Origin of the sequence: Rhizobium sp. WSM1274, from assembly GCF_025200775.1 — a bacterium.
Lineage (GTDB): Bacteria > Pseudomonadota > Alphaproteobacteria > Rhizobiales > Rhizobiaceae > Rhizobium > Rhizobium leguminosarum_I.
On record NZ_CP104139.1, the window covers coordinates 1,071,480 to 1,089,350 of the forward strand.

15 protein-coding genes are annotated in these 17,871 nt (G+C 60.8%); 10 read left to right on the forward strand and 5 right to left on the reverse strand.

From position 1 onward, the window contains the following. Together N2600_RS29290 and N2600_RS29295 are read left to right on the forward strand one after the other, a co-directional pair. Positions 1 to 996 carry a carbohydrate ABC transporter permease gene (locus tag N2600_RS29290; RefSeq protein ID WP_260299088.1) on the forward strand — a complete coding sequence of 332 codons (996 nt, stop codon included), beginning with the start codon at positions 1 to 3 and terminating at the stop codon, positions 994 to 996. A gap of 1 nt (position 997) precedes the next feature. Continuing rightward, complete coding sequence (locus N2600_RS29295) at positions 998 to 2,044, forward strand: carbohydrate ABC transporter permease (protein ID WP_260111245.1); 1,047 nt, start codon at positions 998 to 1,000, stop codon at positions 2,042 to 2,044. A gap of 131 nt (positions 2,045 to 2,175) precedes the next feature. Here the strand turns inward: N2600_RS29295 and N2600_RS29300 are convergent, their stop codons facing one another. Further along, positions 2,176 to 3,327: an ROK family transcriptional regulator gene (locus N2600_RS29300; RefSeq protein ID WP_260111447.1), complete on the reverse strand. Its 1,152-nt coding sequence runs from the start codon at positions 3,325 to 3,327 to the stop codon at positions 2,176 to 2,178. 163 nt (positions 3,328 to 3,490) lie between these two features. Between N2600_RS29300 and N2600_RS29305 the strand changes: the two genes are divergently transcribed. Next, positions 3,491 to 4,513, forward strand: coding sequence for an AraC family transcriptional regulator (locus N2600_RS29305; RefSeq protein WP_260299089.1), 1,023 nt, complete (start codon positions 3,491 to 3,493; stop codon positions 4,511 to 4,513). A 46-nt stretch (positions 4,514 to 4,559) separates the two neighbouring features. Here the strand turns inward: N2600_RS29305 and N2600_RS29310 are convergent, their stop codons facing one another. Next, entirely contained in the window at positions 4,560 to 5,639 is a 1,080-nt protein-coding gene (locus N2600_RS29310) for a LacI family DNA-binding transcriptional regulator (protein ID WP_260111246.1), read from the reverse strand. 75 nt (positions 5,640 to 5,714) lie between these two features. Then, positions 5,715 to 6,401 (reverse strand): TetR/AcrR family transcriptional regulator, encoded by a 687-nt coding sequence (locus N2600_RS29315; protein ID WP_260299090.1) that lies wholly within the window; start codon positions 6,399 to 6,401, stop codon positions 5,715 to 5,717. A 56-nt stretch (positions 6,402 to 6,457) separates the two neighbouring features. Between N2600_RS29315 and N2600_RS29320 the strand changes: the two genes are divergently transcribed. From N2600_RS29320 to N2600_RS29350, 7 genes are all read left to right on the forward strand, one after another. Continuing rightward, positions 6,458 to 7,531, forward strand: a complete 1,074-nt coding sequence (locus N2600_RS29320; RefSeq protein ID WP_170279654.1) for an efflux RND transporter periplasmic adaptor subunit — start codon at positions 6,458 to 6,460, stop codon at positions 7,529 to 7,531. Beyond that, entirely contained in the window at positions 7,528 to 8,613 is a 1,086-nt protein-coding gene (locus tag N2600_RS29325; RefSeq protein ID WP_162116333.1) for an efflux RND transporter periplasmic adaptor subunit, read from the forward strand. The genes N2600_RS29320 and N2600_RS29325 overlap by 4 nt, the downstream gene beginning before the upstream one ends. After that, positions 8,610 to 11,684, forward strand: coding sequence for an efflux RND transporter permease subunit (locus tag N2600_RS29330; protein ID WP_170279655.1), 3,075 nt, complete (start codon positions 8,610 to 8,612; stop codon positions 11,682 to 11,684). The genes N2600_RS29325 and N2600_RS29330 overlap by 4 nt, the downstream gene beginning before the upstream one ends. A gap of 271 nt (positions 11,685 to 11,955) precedes the next feature. Further along, positions 11,956 to 13,041, forward strand: a complete 1,086-nt coding sequence (locus N2600_RS29335) for an alpha/beta hydrolase (protein ID WP_246709669.1) — start codon at positions 11,956 to 11,958, stop codon at positions 13,039 to 13,041. Positions 13,042 to 13,192: 151 nt separating this feature from the next. Continuing rightward, complete coding sequence (locus tag N2600_RS29340; RefSeq protein ID WP_222385444.1) at positions 13,193 to 14,644, forward strand: NCS1 family nucleobase:cation symporter-1; 1,452 nt, start codon at positions 13,193 to 13,195, stop codon at positions 14,642 to 14,644. 38 nt (positions 14,645 to 14,682) lie between these two features. Next, positions 14,683 to 14,853, forward strand: coding sequence for a hypothetical protein (locus N2600_RS29345; RefSeq protein WP_162116336.1), 171 nt, complete (start codon positions 14,683 to 14,685; stop codon positions 14,851 to 14,853). 66 nt (positions 14,854 to 14,919) lie between these two features. Further along, a complete protein-coding gene (locus N2600_RS29350) occupies positions 14,920 to 15,963 on the forward strand; it encodes a magnesium and cobalt transport protein CorA (RefSeq protein ID WP_162116337.1) in 1,044 nt (347 codons plus the stop codon). Positions 15,964 to 16,008: 45 nt separating this feature from the next. Here the strand turns inward: N2600_RS29350 and N2600_RS29355 are convergent, their stop codons facing one another. Together N2600_RS29355 and N2600_RS29360 are read right to left on the reverse strand one after the other, a co-directional pair. Then, positions 16,009 to 16,779, reverse strand: a complete 771-nt coding sequence (locus N2600_RS29355; protein WP_260299091.1) for a phosphotransferase enzyme family protein — start codon at positions 16,777 to 16,779, stop codon at positions 16,009 to 16,011. A 21-nt stretch (positions 16,780 to 16,800) separates the two neighbouring features. Then, positions 16,801 to 17,682 (reverse strand): MBL fold metallo-hydrolase, encoded by an 882-nt coding sequence (locus tag N2600_RS29360; protein WP_162116339.1) that lies wholly within the window; start codon positions 17,680 to 17,682, stop codon positions 16,801 to 16,803. Positions 17,683 to 17,871 lie beyond the last annotated feature (189 nt).

A 17,871-nucleotide genomic window follows, 5' to 3' on the forward strand; every position in this document is an offset into this window, starting at 1 on the left:
ATGGCGGCGCTCAAGGCAGGTGCATTGCTGACCCAGACAGGGGAAACGGCGATGAGAGTGGTCGAAGCCCCGATAAATCTGATCGAGCGCATCTTCGGCCGCAAGCGTATGCCATGGCTGTTCCTGGCCCCGAACCTCGTACTGTTTGCTATCTTCACGTTCCTTCCGATCGCGATCGCGATCGGTTACGCCTTTACCGGCGGCACAAACCTTTTCGTGTCGGAGCGTCCCTTCATCGGCCTGGACAATTTCCGCACGCTGCTTTCCTGCGGCAATTATCTGCAGCCGGGAACCTGTCAGGAATCGCTGTTCTGGACGGCCGTGTGGAACACGCTCTGGTTCGTAGCCTTCAATGTCGTCGCCACATTGCTCGTGGCGCTGATCACGGCGCTGATCCTCAATCGGGCGATCGTCGCGCGCGGCTTCTTCAGGGCGATGTTCTTCTATCCCGTCTTGCTGTCTCCCGTCGTCATCGGTCTCATCTGGAAATGGTTCCTCGATCGTAACGGGCTCCTGAACGCCTTCTTCCAGATGATCGGCGTCCCCCCTGAAATCTTCCTGCTTGATGTCGGCTGGTCGCGCTTCTTCGTCGTTGCGGTGTCGGTATGGTTTCACATGGGTTTTTATACCCTGATCCTGCTTGCCGGCCTCCAGGCTATCCCGAAGGAGCTCTACGAGGCTGCCTCCATCGATGCCGCTTCGCCGCGCCGCACGCTGTTCAGGATCACGCTTCCGTTGCTCGCTCCGAACCTCTTGGTCGTGTTCATTCTTTTGATGATCAAGTCCGTCCAGATCTTCGACGAGGCCTGGGTCTTGACCAATGGCGGAGGCCCCGGCACGGCCAACAGCTTCATCGTCCAATATATCTACCAGATGGCATTCGGCAGCGATCTTCGCCTCTTCGGACTGGCCTCCGCCGCATCGGTTCTCATGGGGCTGGTGCTTCTGGTTCTCACCCTCATACAGCTGCGCATCGGCAAGCGAATGGAGTCCTGAGATGAACCAGATCAGCTTTTTCACGCGCACACGCCGAGCCGGACGCATTGATATAACCGACATATTGTCGTGGGTCTGGCTGGTTGGCGGAACCTTCGTGGTGTTGCTTCCGGTCCTCTGGGCGGGCCTCTCCTCGCTGAAGCCGGCGGCTGAGATCACCCGGTTTCCGCCGACGCTGCTTCCCCGGGCCGCCGTCGAACAGACCGTGCCCGGCTTCGACAAGCCGCTCAGCCTCTGGCAGGTTACCGTCGACGGCCAGATGCGCGAAATGGCCATGGTTCGCCGCATCGGCCTCAAGGCCCAGATGGTCGATCCGGCAAATCCGGGATCACCGGTCAGCGTCGACGTCAAGGGGCTGACGCCGGTGCAGAAGCTGACGGTCGCCAGGCAGAATTACACCGATCCGCTGACCCGATTCAACTTCCTGACCTTTCTGAAGAATTCAGTGTTCGTCACCTTCGTCGCAACGCTGCTGACGCTGATCGTCAACGCCATGGCGGCTTTCGCCCTGTCGAAATACAAATTTCCCGGTGATACGACGGTCTTCGTCATCATCATTTCGACGCTGATGATCCCGCTCGCCGTCGTCATGGTGCCGGCCTATCTCGTCATCGTCGGGGTCGGGCTTGCCGACAACCTCTGGGGCGTCATCCTGCCGACGGTCGCCTCTCCGACCGCCGTTTTCCTGCTGCGGCAATATATGCTGACCATACCCGACGAGCTGATAGAGGCGGCGCGCGTCGACGCGGCGAGCGAATTCTGCATCTTCTGGCGCATCATCCTGCCGCTGACGGCGCCGGCTCTGGCGGTGCTGGCGATCTTTTCGGTGCTCTGGCGCTGGAACGACTTCCTCTGGCCTCTCATCGTCCTCAACAGCCGCGAGAATTTCACGCTGCAGGTCGGCCTGAACGCATTCCAGGGAGAGTTCTCGGTGCAGTGGCACTATATCCTGGCGATGACGTTCCTCAGCCTGCTGCCCGTCACCGTCGTCTTCCTGTTTCTGCAGAAGTACATCACCACGGGCATCGCCGGAACAGGGATGAAGTAAGTGGGCCTGCATTGAGAGAGATCTCCTCGCAACCGTCGAAGAACCCAAACCACGCCGACCTCCGGCTGAGGCGCGTCGTATAGAACTCGGTTCATGCGGCGCGCTTCGGCGGTCGATACCTCCTGCGCATATCACAAAACGGTTTCGAAGAGCGGGATCAAGGCCGCGCCGATGGCACCGGGGGCATCGATGATCTGTGCCACGGCAAGGCGTGGGACGTCACGCAGCACGCCATGCCGAGGCAGATTATTGAACTCGGTCCGTTCGATAAGCATTCTCGCGAGCGAATGCGGAAGCTCGCCGCCAAGCACGATCAAGGCCGGGTCGAATACTGCGCAGATCGCATTGATGGCTTTGTTGTGGGCCGGCGCGATGCGGTCGACCCACTCCGCAACGCCATCCCAATCCACCAGGTTTTCGTTCTTCAGGTCCCTGAGGGTCAAGTTCGAGCGTCCCTTGGCATGAAGGTGTTGAAGCAAGAGGCTGAGTGCAGGGCGATCGTCGTATTCCTCACGCCCGAAGAGAACGGAATATTCGCCGGCATTTCCGAAACTGCCGCGAAACGGCATGCCTCCGGAAACGAGGCCGCCCCCGTATCCGTGAAGGTGGGCGATATAGGCGAAATCAGCGACGTCGCGGCCGACACCGAAAATTGCTTCCGCCAAGGCGGCGGTCCTGGCGACATTGTCTGCCCAGACCGGTAGGCCGAGCTGCTCTCCGAGCAAAGGCGCCAAATCGATCAATGACCAATGAGCGAGCGGCAGAGGACAGTTGAAGGCCGTCTCCAGCATATGGTGGCCAGAGACTGCCAGACCGATGCCGAGGACGTCGCGCCGCTCGGCTCCTCGCCGGGCAAGGAGCTCTTCGACCGCCGCTTCGATCCGCTCCATCTCCGCGGCGAGTGACGATCCCTCCTGCGGAATTTCCATGTGGTCCAAAGGTTCTCCGAAACCCATGAGGCAGAGGCCGATCGAACCGACGTTCACGGCGATGCCGAGCGTCAGACACCAGTCTCTGCAAAGAGTAAGGCCAGGGCTGGAGGGCCCGGGCCGCCGGCTTTCCGAATGGGAAAAGACGATCATTCCTCGCTCATGAAGCCGCGCGACGATCCTGTGCAGCGATTGCTGGGTGAGATCGAGCGGCTCGGTTAGGTCGGAGCGCTCAATGCCCGGAGACTTCCAGATCAGCCGCAGCAGGTCGCGTTCGTTGCGGGAAGCGACGCGCACAGCTTGCGTGTCTCGCAAAAAATGCGCGGCGATGTGGTCTAGCGGATCATACTTCATTTTGGGTTCGGTTTGATTTACACTGTGAGTGTGAACCACATTGGGAGGGCGTTTTGCTTCTGTCAAACAAGGAATTCGAGCCCCGGTTTGCCGGCCCTGCTTACTCCATTGAGATTGGCCAAGCCAGCCGGGATCACAATTCACGAACGCAGAGGGGATATCGTTGAGATCCGAGAGCACGGCGCGCGCTCCTGAGCGTGAGACATATGGGTTTGCGCCGACGCATGAAGGCAGGGACTTCGAGTCGATGGTGCAAGCCTATTTGGCAGGCTACGGAGCCTTTAGCGCCAAGCCGCTGAGCAAAGATCGGGCTTTTGCTTGGGCAGCGGACCTGAGAACAAGCGGGCCATTTACGGCGCTTCATTCGGTTTATCAGAGTTCCTGGACGATTCGAACGCTCGAGGAGACGCCGCAACACCTCGCGTTTTACATCCCGCACACCGGATCCTTTCGACTGTCCATTGGAAAAAGGGTGGTTGAAAGTGAGGCGGGTCATCTTCTCATGGCCAACAACCATCAGGCCGGCGATCGTTTCGTCCAGGGCGGCCCGCACCGCTCGGATGCGCTGTTCCTGGACTGGAAAATTGTGAGACGAATGCTCGTTTCACTGGTGGAAACGCCGATCCTCGATTCGCTTGACCTAGAACCCGTTCTGGATCTCGCAACACCATCGGGCCAGCTTATCGGCAGCCTCGCGCAGACGATCGTGCGGGGCATGCTCAATGACGGTCCGCTTCTGTCTTCACCGCTTGCCATGGCAGGAATGAGCGAAACCCTTGCCAATCTCGTGATCCGATTTGGCTCTCACCGTTTTTCCGGCTATCTGGAAAAAAACAAAGTGTCGTTGGTCGCGCCTTGGCATGTCCGACGTGCTATCGACTATATGCACGCCAATATCGCAGAGCCCCTCACCATGACGATGATTGCGGATGACGTCGGTGTTTCACTTCGGGCGCTGCAAACGGGCTTCAAGGCCTTCAGGGGAACTTCACCGGGCGGTTACTTGCGCACGATCAGGCTGCAGGCAGCCCGCGACCAGTTGCGGGATCCGATGAATCAGCGATCCGTCCGGGAGATCTGCGCGATGTGGGGTTTTTCTCATGCCGGCAGGTTTTCCAGTGTCTACCGCAGCGCCTTTGGAGAAAGCCCGCGCGATACGCGCCTGCGGGCCGAGCGCTTGCGCTAATGCAGGATGCCGAAACGTGTGAACGGTTTTCGGACGACATCCTGTTCTAGGAGCGCGGCGGCGCGATGCTGCCCCTCAAGACGAGATGGCAACCGAGTTCCAGGCGATGGGCCGGCCGCTGCGGGTCGTTGGCGATCAGCCGCTGTTCGATGAGCGCCAAAGCGGCCGCGCCGAGCCTGTCTGTGGGAACGCTGATCGTCGACAACGGCGGGCGGCTGAATTCGCCGGGGACGATGTCGTCGAACCCCAGCACTGATATCGCTTCGGGCACGCGGATGTCGCGATCGGCCAATGCCTTCAGGCATCCGAGCGCTAGATTGTCGGCCGCGCAGAAGACGGCGGTCGCGCCTTTCATCGTGGCATCGCGGTCGAGCAGCGCATTGATCGCAGCCTCGCCGTGCCTGGGCTCATACCCCTCGGCCTCGACGATCATATCGTCGGGCACCGGAAGCTGCGCGGCGAAATAGGCATCGGAAAAGCCGTCATATCGGCGCTGGATCGTCGTGCGGCCCTTCCAGGTCAGGTGCAGGATGCGGCGATGCCCCAGCCCCAGCAGGTGCTCGATGCCGAGCCTTGCCCCAAAACGGTTTTCGGGCGTGACCGTATCGACCAGCATGGCCGGGTCTTCGCCGTTGACGATGACAACAGGCATATCAGGAGAGGCGAGGCTTCGGATCAATTCCGGCTGATCGTCGTTCAGGACCACGATGCCGTCGGCGCGCTCCGACAGCGCGATCTGCCTGACCCGAGCGCCGTCGATACGGCGGCCGGTGCTAACGAAGGGTACGATCCTGATGCCGCGGCGTTCGCACTCCCTGCGAAGACCGTTGAGGATCGTCCAACTCACCAGATTGAGGTCGCTCTCCGGCGCGGCATCGTCGGGAATGGCGAGAAGCAGGACGCGTAAGGTCGCGATCGTCGCCTTCTTCCGCCGGCGGTCGAGGTAACCCAGGCGTTTTGCCGAATCCAGAACCCTCTCGCGTACCTCGATCGTCAGCGGTGCGGTTCCGTTCAGCGCGTGCGAGGCCGTGCTCAGCGATACGTCAGCATCGCGCGCGACATCCTTGAGATTGACTTTGCGTTCCACTTTTTCCGTCACGAATTGAGGTCGTGCCTTCGAAGGCATAGCTAACTCGATGTTTTTACATAAAAACTTCAAAAAAGCTACGTGTTTGGCACGGAATTATTCGTCGTTCGGCCATCAGTGAGGTTTGGCAAGCAGGCCGTTGAGCAGCAGGTCGAAATAGGCCCGCAGGAAGGCCTCCTTGTTGGGAGTGGGCACGCGGCGGTCGTCGAATATCAGCCGCAGAACTGTCGTCGTCAGGATGGGCGCGACCACGATGTCGGAGAATTCCACCGGAACTTCGCGAAACTCCCCTGACGCCACACCCTCGAGAATAAGAGCGTCGACCTTGGCGATGATCGGTTCAATGAACTGATCGTGGTGGCGGTCGATTAGGTCGGGGAATCGATGCCCTTCGGCAATGACGAGCCGCGTCAGCTCGCGGGTCGTGCGATCCTCGGCGATTTGTTCGTAGAGCAGTGCGAGAATGGAAATCAGCCGGTCGGCGGCGCTGCCGCTGAGACTCTCGGTGATCCCCAGCAGCTCCTGAAACGGCACGGAGAAGTGGTGGATCATGGCTTCGAAAAGCTTCTCCTTCGTCTCGAAGTAGACGTACACCGTACCCTTGGTGACGCCGACCCTGTCGGCGATGTCTTCGACGCGTGTGCCCGCGAAACCGCTTCTCACGAATTCCTCGAAGGCGGCATCCAGGATCTGGATGGGCCGCAGCGCCTTCTGTTCCGCCCGCGTGATCTTCTTCTGAGCTGCCGTTTGCCTCGCCTCCCTTATTGCGCACGCCCTCGTCCCCGCGACGCAAAGTTTCATTGACTAATACGTCAGTCAATTATATAGAAGCTGCCGTTGAGAGCAAGAGGTCAACTATGAGAACCATTCTGGTCGCCACGGCGATCGCATGCGCCATCGGTCTCGGATCATGCAGCGATGCGGGCGAGCCGACTAAGCCAACCGCACGGCAGGTCGGCATCGTCGTCGCCAGGCCTGAGCCGCTGGTCCGAGGTGGCGCGGTCACCGGCGAAGTCCGCGCCCGTGTCCAGACCGATCTGTCCTTCCGCGTCAGCGGCAAGATCGTCGAGCGGCTGGTGGAAGTCGGACAGTCCGTGAAGGCGGGGCAGCTCCTCGCGCGGATCGATCCGGAAGAGCAGAGGGCCGATCTGGATGTGGCGGCTGCCAACCTTCAGTCGGCTGAGGCGCAGCAAACCCAGGCGCAGCTCGCATACGACCGCCAGCAGAGCCTGTTTCGAACGCAGGTGACGACGCGTGCGGCACTCGATCAGGCGCAGGAGGCGCTCCTGACCGCGCAGGCATCGACGAAGTCAGCGCAAGCGCTGTTGGAGACCGCTCAGGACACTCTGTCCTACACCGAGCTGAAGGCGGACGCCGACGGAATGATCACCGCCCGCAATGCCGAGGTCGGGCAAGTGGCGCAGGCCGCCCAGGTCGTGTTCACGCTTGCCCATGACGGCGACCGGGATGCCGTCTTTGAAGTGGTCGAGAGCGCGTTCCTGCGCCCGATCGACGGCGACGGGACCGTGACCCTTCTGGCGAACTCCTCGCAGAAGATTACGGCGAAGGTTCGCGAGATTTCGCCGACGATCGATCCCTCCACCGGAACCATTAAGGTCAAGGTCGCGATATCGAGCGACGCTCCGATCCCCCTCGGCGCTCCCGTCGTCGGAAGATTCAATTATGTCTCGCAGGACGTCATCCAGCTTCCCTGGTCCGCCATGACATCCAAGGACGGCAAGCCGGCCGTCTGGATTGTCGATCCCGCATCATCTGCGGTTTCGGCAAGGGCGGTGGATGTCTCCGGCTACGAGACCGGCAGCTTCATCGTCAAGTCAGGTGTGTCTGAAGGAGAGGTCGTGGTGGCCGACGGAACCAAGTTCCTCAGGCCGGGTGAAATCGTGTCTTATGTCAAGGAAGCTTCCAAGTGATTATTCGTCCCAAGATAGTCGCACTGATGATGGCTACGGCCCTGATCTCCTCCTGTACGCCGCAGGAGGAAAGCAAGGAGGAAGCCCCTCGTCCCGTGCTGTCGATGACAGCCAAGCCAACGTCGTCTTCGAGCTTGAGCCTGACCGGCACGATCGAACCGACGATCGAGACTGAACTCGGCTTCCGGATTCTCGGGCGGATGATCGCCCGCAACGTCAATGTCGGCGATCTCGTTAAGAAGGATGATGTCGTTGCCGCCATCGATCCGCTGGCGTTGGAGCTTGCCGTGCGCAACGCGCAGTCGGACGTAGAGAACAGCGACGCCCAGCTCAGGAACGCGGTGACCACAGAACAGCGCCAGCGCACGTTGCTGGAGTCGCGCTCAGGCACCGAAGCCTCGCTCGAAGAGGCCGAACAGGCAAGGCGGACGGCCGCGGCCGCCGTCGCCAAGGCGCAGGCCAATCTCGACAAGGCCACGGAGCAACTCGGCTACGCGCAGCTTCGGGCGGAATTCGACGGGGTGGTGACCGCGACCTCGGCCGAGGTCGGACAGGTGGTGTCGGCCGGCCAGACGGTCGTGACCATCGCACGGCCGGACAAGCGCGATGCCGTGGTCGACGTGCCCCAGGCAGCCGCCCAGAAACTGAAGATCGGCGCGCCCTTCGAGGTGACGCTGCAGCTCGATCCGACCATCCGCACGTCCGGGATCGTGCGTGAAATAGCACCGGAGGCGGAGACGTCCACCCGCACGAGCAGGACCAAGATCGCACTGAGCGATCCCCCCGCCACCTTCCGGCTGGGCTCCGTCATATCCGCCTCGGCAACCATTGCAGCCGATTCGCAGATCGTCCTGCCTTCCTCTGCAATCCTTGTCGGCAGCGACGGCCCGAGCGTCTGGATCGTCGATGCGCCAGCCAGGAAGGTATCGCTTCGCCGCGTGAAGATCGACGGTGACATCGAAGATGGCGGCACCGCCCGCGTCAGCGAAGGGATCGCCCCCGGAGAAAGGGTGGTCGTGGCAGGCGTGCATAAACTTGAAGATGGCCAGACCATCAGGATCGACCAGGAGATCAGCCAGTGAAGTCCTTCAATCTTTCCGACTGGGCGCTCGAACACCGTTCGCTCGTCTGGTACTTCATGATCGTCTTCATTCTCGCCGGCGCCTTCTCCTACGTGAAGCTCGGCCGCGAGGAAGACCCGAACTTCACGATCAAGACGATGGTGATCACCGCCCAGTGGCCCGGCGCCTCCGCCGAAGAGGTGACGCGGCAGGTGACCGACAGGATCGAGAAAAAGCTTCAGGAACTGGAATCGCTTGATTACACCAAGAGCGAGACCGTTGCGGGCCAGACGACCGTCTTTGTCGAGCTGTTGCCGACGACCAAGGCGAAGGATGTTGCGCCGACCTGGCTGCGCATCCGCAACATGATTGCCGACATCAAGGGCGATTTCCCCACCGGGGTCGTCGGTCCTTTCTTCAACGATCGCTTCGGCGACGTCTTCGGAAACATCTACGCCTTCACCAGCGACGGGCTTACTCAGCGCCAACTTCGTGATCTCGTGGAAGATGCCCGTTCCAAGGTTCTGACCGTGCCCAACGTTGGCAAGGTCGATGTGGTCGGCGCCCAGGACGAGGCGATCTATCTCGAATTCTCCACACGCCAGATCGCCGCACTCGGGATCGACCAACAGTCGGTCATTCAGACCCTGCAGGCGCAGAATGCCGTCACGCAGTCCGGCTTTGTTGACGCCGGGCCGGAGCGCATCGCCCTGCGGGTCAGCGGACAGTTCACGTCCGAGGACAGCCTGAGATCGATCAATCTTCGGATCAACGACCGCTTCTTTCCGCTGAGCGATGTCGCCACGATCAAACGCGGCTACGTGGATCCGCCCTCGTCGCTGTTCCGGTTCAACGGCCAGCCGGCGATCGGGCTTGCGATCGGCATGAAGCAGGGCGCCAATCTTCTGGAGTTCGGCGAGGGGCTCGACGCGCAGATGAAACGTGTCGTCGCTGACCTTCCGATCGGCGTGGACGTCCACCGCGTTTCCGATCAGCCGGCCGTCGTCGACGAAGCGGTGTCGGGATTTACCCGCGCGCTCTTCGAAGCGATCGTCATCGTCCTGATTATCAGCTTCATCAGCCTTGGTCTTCGCGCCGGCATGGTGGTGGCGATCTCCATTCCGCTCGTCCTGGCGATCACCTTCGTGGTGATGGAATATTCCGGCATTTCGCTTCAGCGCATCTCGCTTGGCGCACTCATCATCGCGCTCGGGCTGCTTGTCGACGATGCCATGATCGCCGTCGAGATGATGGTGGCCCGCCTGGAGGCGGGCGACGATCTCAGGAAAGCCGCCACCCACGTTTATACATCGACCGCCTTTCCGATGCTGACGGGGACGCTCGTCACCGTTGCCGGTTTCATCCCGGTCGGTCTCAACAACAGTGCTGCCGGTGAGTTCACCTTCACGCTTTTCGTGGTCATCGCAGTTTCGCTGATCGTTTCCTGGGTGGTGGCGGTGCTGTTCACGCCGCTTCTCGGCGTCACGATCCTGCCGAAGACGATGAAATCGCATCACGAGAAGAAGGGCCGCTTCGCCTCGGTCTTCTCATGGCTCCTGGGGCTGGCGATGCGCTGGCGCTGGGTCACCATCATCCTCACGGTCGGTGTCTTTGCACTTTCGATCGGCGGCATGGGGCTGGTGCAGCAACAGTTCTTCCCCAACTCGGACAGAACCGAGCTGGTCATCGACTGGAATCTCCCCAACAACAGTTCGATCGCCGAAACCAACAGGCAGATGGCCAAGTTCGAAAAGGAGATGCTGGCCGATAACAAGGATGTCGACCATTGGACGACCTATGTCGGCCAGGGTGCGCCACGCTTCATCTTGTCCTTTGACGTGCAGACGCCCGACGTGTCGTTCGGGCAGACGATCATCGTCACCAAAGGGCTCGACGTGCGCGACAAGGTGCGGGCGGAACTGCAGGACTATCTGACGAAAACCTTCCCCGGCACCGACGCCTTCGTCAAGCTTCTCGACATCGGCCCGCCGGTGGGCAAGCCGGTCCAGTACCGGATCAGCGGTCCCGATGTTCAAAAGGTCCGCGACCTCTCGCAGCAGTTCGCCGGCGTCATGGGATCGCACCCGCTTCTGGCGAACATGGTCCTGGACTGGAATGAGCCGTCCCGCGTGGTGAAGGTCGATGTCCTGCAGGACAAGGCGCGCCAGCTCGGCGTATCCTCCGAAGACATCGCCACTGCCCTCAACGGCATCGTCGAAGGCTCGACGGCCACCCAGGTTCGAGACGACATCTACCTGGTCAACGTCATCGGCCGCGCCAGGGCAGCCGAGCGCGATTCCATCCAGACGCTTGAGAATCTGCAGCTCTCCACCTCCAACGGCAAGGTCGTGCCGCTGTCTGCCGTGGCGAATTTCCGCTACGAGCTCGAGCAGCCGACGATCTGGCGTCGCGACAGGCAACCCACCATAACGGTCAAGGCGGCCGTCGTCGGTCCGACGCAACCCGCCACGATCGTCGAACAGCTCAAGCCGAAGGTCGAAGAATTCCAGAAAAACCTTCCCGTAGGATACAAGGTGGAAGTGGGCGGCGCGGTCGAATCCAGTGCAGATGCCCAGGGGCCGATCGCGGCAGTCGCTCCGCTGATGCTGTTTGTGATGGCGACGATCCTGATGATCCAGCTGCAGAGCTTCAGCCGCCTCTTCCTGGTGTTCGCGGTTGCGCCGACCGCCCTGATCGGCGTCGTCGCAGCACTGCTGCTCAGCAACGCACCCATGGGCTTCGTCGCGATCCTCGGCGTGCTTGCGCTCATCGGCATTCTGATCCGCAACTCCGTCATCCTGGTCGTTCAGATCGAGCACCTACGCAGCGAAGGAATGGCGCCCTGGCAGGCGGTCATCGAGGCCACTGAACACCGCATGCGGCCGATCATGCTGACGGCCGCGGCGGCCACGCTGGCGCTGATCCCGATCTCGCGCGAGATCTTCTGGGGGCCGATGGCCTACGCCATGATGGGCGGCATCGTCGTCGGAACCGCGCTCACCCTGCTGTTCCTGCCTGCGCTCTACGTCGCGTGGTTCAGGATTCCCAGGGATGAAGGCGTTCAGGCCGGAGCCGCGGCTGCAGAGGTATGACGCAGTCTTCGACGGCCATCGCCCACGGCCGCCGCGGCGGCCGCTGCAACACCGGCCGCGATAATATGTGTGGGGTGGCGCAGGCGATGCCATCCCACGCGGGAAGGAACGACATATCGTATGACGAGATTGGCTGATCCATGCGCCCGAGAGCCTTGATTCCAGGGGAAATTTATCGATGACGGAATGGTATTCTCCGGAATCCTCGAAGGCAGATCACCGAGAGCTCCTGAAGACCGGGCCGGCCATCGTTGCCGCGATCGGCCTGGCTATGCTTGCAGGCTGTGCGACGAGGCCATCGCCGGACGTATTGAAGCCAGTTCATCTGAGTCAACTGACTCATGCCGAAGAGGCTCCGGTCAGCGTGAACGTTCTCGTGGCGACCAATAGAACCCCCGATAGCATACGGGGCGGGTTCGGCAGCGCATGGGCTGACAAGCTCACCTATGAGCAGTATGGGTTTTCGGTCCCTCCCGGCCGGAAGGACACCGCGATCACATATCCGACCGAGAGGCCGGATCCCGAACGCCAATTTGCCGTTATCGGGCGCAAGCAGCTTGCAAAGGATGCCTTCGTGGAGGAGGTGCTCCGCTCTACGCAGAACGAGGGCACCGTCGGCATCTTTGTCCACGGCTACAACTATAGCTATCAGGAAGCGCTGTTTCGCACCGCGCAGATCGCTGCGGACGCTAACATTCCGGGTTCTCCGATTCTGTTTTCGTGGCCTTCCGCCGCAGCCGTCGCCGGCTATGTCGCCGACCGCGATGCGGCGCTCTCCTCGCGCAGCGACCTCGACTCGCTTGTCACGTCGCTCTCGGCTTCAGGAAGGGTGAAACGCATCATCCTTTTCGGACACAGCATGGGCGGATTCCTGGTCATGGAAACGGTGCGCCAGCTCAAACTGCAGCATCGCGACGACGTCATCGGCAAACTGGCGGTGATCCTTGCCGCCCCTGACATCGACATCGATGTTTTCCGGTCCCAGCTGAACGATATCGGGCGAATGCCGGCCCCGATATCTCTTCTCGTGTCGAAGGACGACCGTGCGCTGGTGGCTTCGAGCTTCATCGCGGGTGAGCGGGCGCGCGTCGGACGCCTCGATATCGACGATCCCGTCATCAGAGATGCCGCCTTGAAGGAAAGGCTTCGGGTCATCGACATCACGTCGATCCGGGCGTCCGACGGGCTGGGGCATGACCGCTACGCGTCGCTTGCCAAGTTCGGCGCGCAGCTTGCATCCTTCGAAAGCGGGAAGCGGTCGAGCGCCGGGGACGTTGGCGCCTATGTCTTCGATGCCGCCGGTGCCGCAGTCGCAAGTCCGTTTCGTCTGGCTGGACGTGTCGTCGGATCGAACTGACTAGAATTCGTGTACCGGGCGAGCCCCATGGCTAATCCTGAGGCATCGCCAAGAGATGTGTACAATGTGACTATTAAATTGTCAGCTGCACAAATGAAGAGCAAACTTCCGCCTGTGGCCGATTTGGCCTCAAGGACATGGGAGGGCATTCATGAGCGTACAAAATCCGTCTCCCTCGTTATACAACGAGGACCTTGCACCCGCCGAGGAGCGCAAATGGGGTGCATTCAGCATTTTCAACGTCTGGACATCAGACGTCCACAGCCTGTGGGGCTACTATCTGGCGGCGAGCCTGTTCCTGCTGTGCGGCAGCTTCGTCAATTTCGTCATCGCCATCGGCATTGGATCTCTGGTCATCTTCTGCCTGATGAGCCTGGTCGGCAATGCCGGCGTGCGCACAGGCGTACCCTTTCCGGTTCTGGCGCGCGCCTCCTTCGGCACGTTCGGGGCGAACGTGCCGGCACTCGTCCGAGCGGTGGTCGCCTGCTTCTGGTACGGGGCGCAGACCGCCGCCGCATCCGGCGCGATCGTCGCCTTGCTGATCCGCAACGACAGCCTGCTCGCCTTTCACCAGAACAGTCACTTTCTCGGTCATTCAACCCTCGAGGTCATCTGCTACGTCATCGTCTGGGCGCTGCAGCTGCTGATCATTCAGCGCGGGATGGAAACGGTTCGCAAGTTCCAGGATTGGGCCGGTCCGGCCGTCTGGATCATGATGCTGGTGCTCTCGGTTTATCTGGTCGTCAAGTCCGGCACCTTCTCATTCGGGTCCGAAATCCCGCGCGACGTGCTGATCGAAAAGACCAAGGATGCGGGCGTGCCGGGTGAGCCTGGTTCGATTGCAGCGCTAGCTGCCGTGGCCGCCACCTGGATCACCTATTTCGCAGCACTTTACCTGAATTTCTGCGATTTTTCGCGCTACGCAACGAATGAAAAGGCGCTCAGGAAAGGCAACCTCTGGGGGCTTCCGATCAACCTGCTGGCGTTCTGCCTCGTCGCAGGCGTGACGACCACCGCTGCCTTCACCGTCTACGGAGAGGTGCTGCTGCATCCGGAAATGATATCGGCGAAATTCGACAGCTGGTTCCTGGCGCTGCTGGCCGCGCTAACATTCGCGATCGCAACGCTCGGCATCAACGTCGTGGCGAATTTCGTGTCGCCGGCCTTCGACTTTGCCAATGTTTTCCCGCGCCAGATCAATTTCAAGCGCGGGGGATATATCGCCGCATTGATCGCTCTTGTGCTTTACCCGTTTGCTCCCTGGGAGACGGGTGCGGCGCATTTCGTCAATTTTATCGGATCGACGATGGGGCCGATCTTCGGCATCATGATGGTGGACTATTATCTCATCCGGAAGAGCCAACTGAACGTCGAAGCGCTTTATCATGAGGATGGCGAGTTCCGGTTCCAGAACGGATGGCACGGCAATGCCTTCATCGCATTTGTGGTGGGCGCGCTGTTCTCCTCGATCCTGCCGACCTTCACCACCATCCTGCCGGACTGGTGGGGCACCTACGGCTGGTTCTTCGGCGTCGCCATCGGCGGGGCGATCTATTTCGCATTGAGAATGGGCGCGCGGCGCAATCCGGCCTTCGCGTCCTGAGCAAATGAAAGCCGCCCGGCAATTGCCGGGCGGCTTACATGTCGGATTTCCTGCTGTCGCCTGTTTCAGCGGCGAGCGGCAACCGTTTGCAGGGCTCTGCACGAGCTGGAAGGCGCCGCCCGCCGCCTGACCACGACGAAGGCGGCTGGTCGGACCCCGCACCGATGCGGATGATGCATGTTTTACGAAATAGCATTATGATCGGCTGAGCGCCTGACCGGCGGAGGGGCTGCTGCGGATATACGATCCGTGCAGGAATGAGAGGACGGCAGGATTTGGAACGGCTGAAGGATCTGGACAGTATTCCCGCGCAGGGGGCTAGCGGTTCCACATCGCCTCCCTATGAACGGCCTGGCGTCGTGGCTGCCGCCGTTTACCAGCACGGGCAACGTATTCGCGACATCAGGATAGAGGAGGCCGGCGAATGGCGGGGCCGGGAGAATGCGATCGTCTGGATCGGCCTGCACGAGCCGGATGAGGTGCTGCTAAGCCAAGTCCAGGCGCAGTTCAATCTCCATCCGCTGGCGATCGAGGATGCAGCGCAGCCCCACCAGCGCCCGAAACTGGAGATCTACGGGGAGGCGATGTTCATCGTCGCCCGGACCGCGCACATGAAGGACGGCGAAATCATCTTCGGCGAAACGCACCTGTTCGTCGGTCGCGGTTATGTCGTCTCCGTTCGTCACGGCGACTCGTCCTCCTATCTGGCGGTGCGGCAGCGATGCGAGGCGACGCCGGCGGCCCTTGCCCACGGCGAGAACTACATCCTCTATTCCATCCTCGATTTCATCGTCGACAACTACATGCCTGTCATCGAGGTCGTGCAGGACGAGGTCGAAAATATCGAGGATCTGGTGCTGCGCGAACAGTTGACAAAGTCCGATATCGAGCGGCTTTACCTGTTGAGGCGCAGGCTGCTGCGGCTGCGCAACGCCGTGGTGCCGCTTGTCGACGTCTGCCGGCGATACGAGCACACGGATCTTCCCGGCATGGATCCGACGCTGCAATCGCTGTTTCGCGATGTCACGGACCATGTGCGCCGCGTTCAGGAAGATATCGACGCGCTGCGCGAGGTGCTGGCCTTCGCCTTCGAGGCGAGCGTGATGATCGGCCAGTCGGAGCAGACGGCGATTGCCCGCAAGCTCGCCGCCTGGGCGGCGATCCTTGCCGTCCCCACCGCGATCGCCGGCATCTACGGGATGAATTTCAGCGATATGCCGGAGCTGAAAACCCAATATGGCTATTTCGTCGTGCTTGGTGTCATAGCCATCTTGTGCCTTGGCCTTTTCGGCTTCTTCCGACGGAGGAAATGGCTGTAGGGGTGGGCATGCGGCAGTCGGGACATTCGAGTTGGCAAAGGTGCGTCAGCACAGGGCCTTCAGCAGCCGATCCCGATGGCTTCGAACATACTGCATATCGCTGAGATACAGCCGGGCGTCTCCTCTCGCCACATGCTCCACGAATGTCTCATCTCCGGCCGCTGCACTTGGCAAAATGTAGTCGACGAGCGCCTGAAGCCGTCGGCAGATCATCTCGGGGAGTTGGAGCCGTTCTTGCATCGTCGCCCCATATGCCGTGCAGAAAATCTCCGCCCGCTGCAGCTGTTCGTCTAGGCCGAAGGTCACATCAGGATTGACAGGATCGGAGAGCGGCGCCCAGCGGTAAACCGAATAGGCCAGATCCCATAGGCGGGGTGCGGGATGGGCGGTGTCGAAATCGATGATCCCGACAGCCTCATGACCGGCTGTGGCGATATTGTAGGGTGCATAATCTCCGTGGCATATGATCTCGTACGGTTCCTGCGGCGGCAGCATCCATGCCTGGACCTCGCGATCCGATTCCAGAAACCCATGAGATGCCGAATGAAATTCGCGCAGTAGCTTGGCTGCGGAAAGCAGCATGCGCTCCGACCCGACAAACTGGTCGCTCAAGTCTTCGCAGACGCGCCCGGCAACATAACTGACGACTTCCTGGTTCCCGGTTATTTCAATGGGATGAGGCGCTCCCGGAAAGCCTCTGCTTCTCAGATGGCGCAAAAACCGGTGCACCGTCGGCGTCCATGCGCCGGACGGCCTGATCACGGTGTCGCCGTCACGCCAGATCTGCCCGGTTCGTCCGCCCTCCAACGGTTTCATTTTCCGGTCTCCAGACGTCCTCTATGCGGATTTCAGCTTGTCGATGTGGGCCTGAACCGTCGCGCCAAGGTTTGTCTCATGGCAGTTCCGGTAGAACGCCACCACGTCGGAAGGCATTCCCTCGGGGATGGCGACGAAGTCTTCAAGCCGCAGGCCGCTTGAACCGCCGAGTTGCGGCTCCGCCAATTGGCTCTCGCTCAAACTGCCGACACGATCGGCCAGGGCTTGGAAATAGGCGAGGTTGTCATGCACCGCCGAAGGAGAGTGCGTCCGGCCGTGCGCCGGGATGACCAGTCTTGCATTGAGGTCACGTATCCGCTCGAGCGAGGAACGGATCAAGCGCAGGTCGCCTGCATTTTTGCTCCAGACTTCGGGGATGGGGTATTCCACCGCGTCGACGGCCAGGCAGATGCGAAGTTCGGGAATCCATACGGCGACATGGTCGGGCGTATGTCCCGGCGTATGAATGAGCTCCAGCGTCAGATCGCCGCCGTTGACGGTCATCGAGCCGGAGAACGTGATGTCGGGACCGATGAGGTCGACGTCCCGAAACCTCGACTCCTGGCTCGCCTTGTCTCTCAGGACTTCCCGCGCGGAAGGGTCGCGTAAACGGTCGAGCGCGGCGGCATGCGCGATAATCGGAGCGCGCCGCGCAATGGCGGCATTCCCCCAGAAATGATCCCAATCCATGTGCGAATTGATGACGATCAGCGGACGAGCGTTTATCTGTTCCCCGAGCATGCCCAGCGCCGTCAGGCACAGCTCGGGCGTTCCGAGCGTATCGATCAGCACATTGAACCTTTCGGTCCGGATAAACACGCCATCAACCTCGTCGCCCGCCCTGACGATCACGATTCGATCATCGAGTTCGGGATATGAACATAATTCCACCGATGGGTTCACGTCTGGCTGCCTCTATTGCAATCGCAGTGATTTCATTCGGACACATCAAGTCTCGTTCGGGCGCTGATCTTTCAAAACGGAGCGGGGCCCTCCGTTAGCAGCCAAATGGGTCATCGTCTCAGACAGCCCGAGACTATTCACTTATATCGCGAACCTTCAAGGTCCGTCCGCGCAGTTCAAGGCTTTTCA

Excerpts from the sequence above, each read along its gene's own strand:
- N2600_RS29290 (WP_260299088.1), top strand. The coding sequence starts at position 1 with ATGGCGGCGCTCAAGGCAGGTGCATTGCTGACCCAGACAGGGGAAACG.
- N2600_RS29295 (WP_260111245.1), top strand. The coding sequence starts at position 998 with ATGAACCAGATCAGCTTTTTCACGCGCACACGCCGAGCCGGACGCATT.
- N2600_RS29300 (WP_260111447.1), bottom strand. The coding sequence starts at position 3,327 with ATGAAGTATGATCCGCTAGACCACATCGCCGCGCATTTTTTGCGAGAC.
- N2600_RS29310 (WP_260111246.1), bottom strand. The coding sequence starts at position 5,639 with ATGCCTTCGAAGGCACGACCTCAATTCGTGACGGAAAAAGTGGAACGC.
- N2600_RS29315 (WP_260299090.1), bottom strand. The coding sequence starts at position 6,401 with ATGAAACTTTGCGTCGCGGGGACGAGGGCGTGCGCAATAAGGGAGGCG.
- N2600_RS29320 (WP_170279654.1), top strand. The coding sequence starts at position 6,458 with ATGAGAACCATTCTGGTCGCCACGGCGATCGCATGCGCCATCGGTCTC.
- N2600_RS29335 (WP_246709669.1), top strand. The coding sequence starts at position 11,956 with ATGCTTGCAGGCTGTGCGACGAGGCCATCGCCGGACGTATTGAAGCCA.
- N2600_RS29340 (WP_222385444.1), top strand. The coding sequence starts at position 13,193 with ATGAGCGTACAAAATCCGTCTCCCTCGTTATACAACGAGGACCTTGCA.
- N2600_RS29345 (WP_162116336.1), top strand. The coding sequence starts at position 14,683 with ATGTCGGATTTCCTGCTGTCGCCTGTTTCAGCGGCGAGCGGCAACCGT.
- N2600_RS29355 (WP_260299091.1), bottom strand. The coding sequence starts at position 16,779 with ATGAAACCGTTGGAGGGCGGACGAACCGGGCAGATCTGGCGTGACGGC.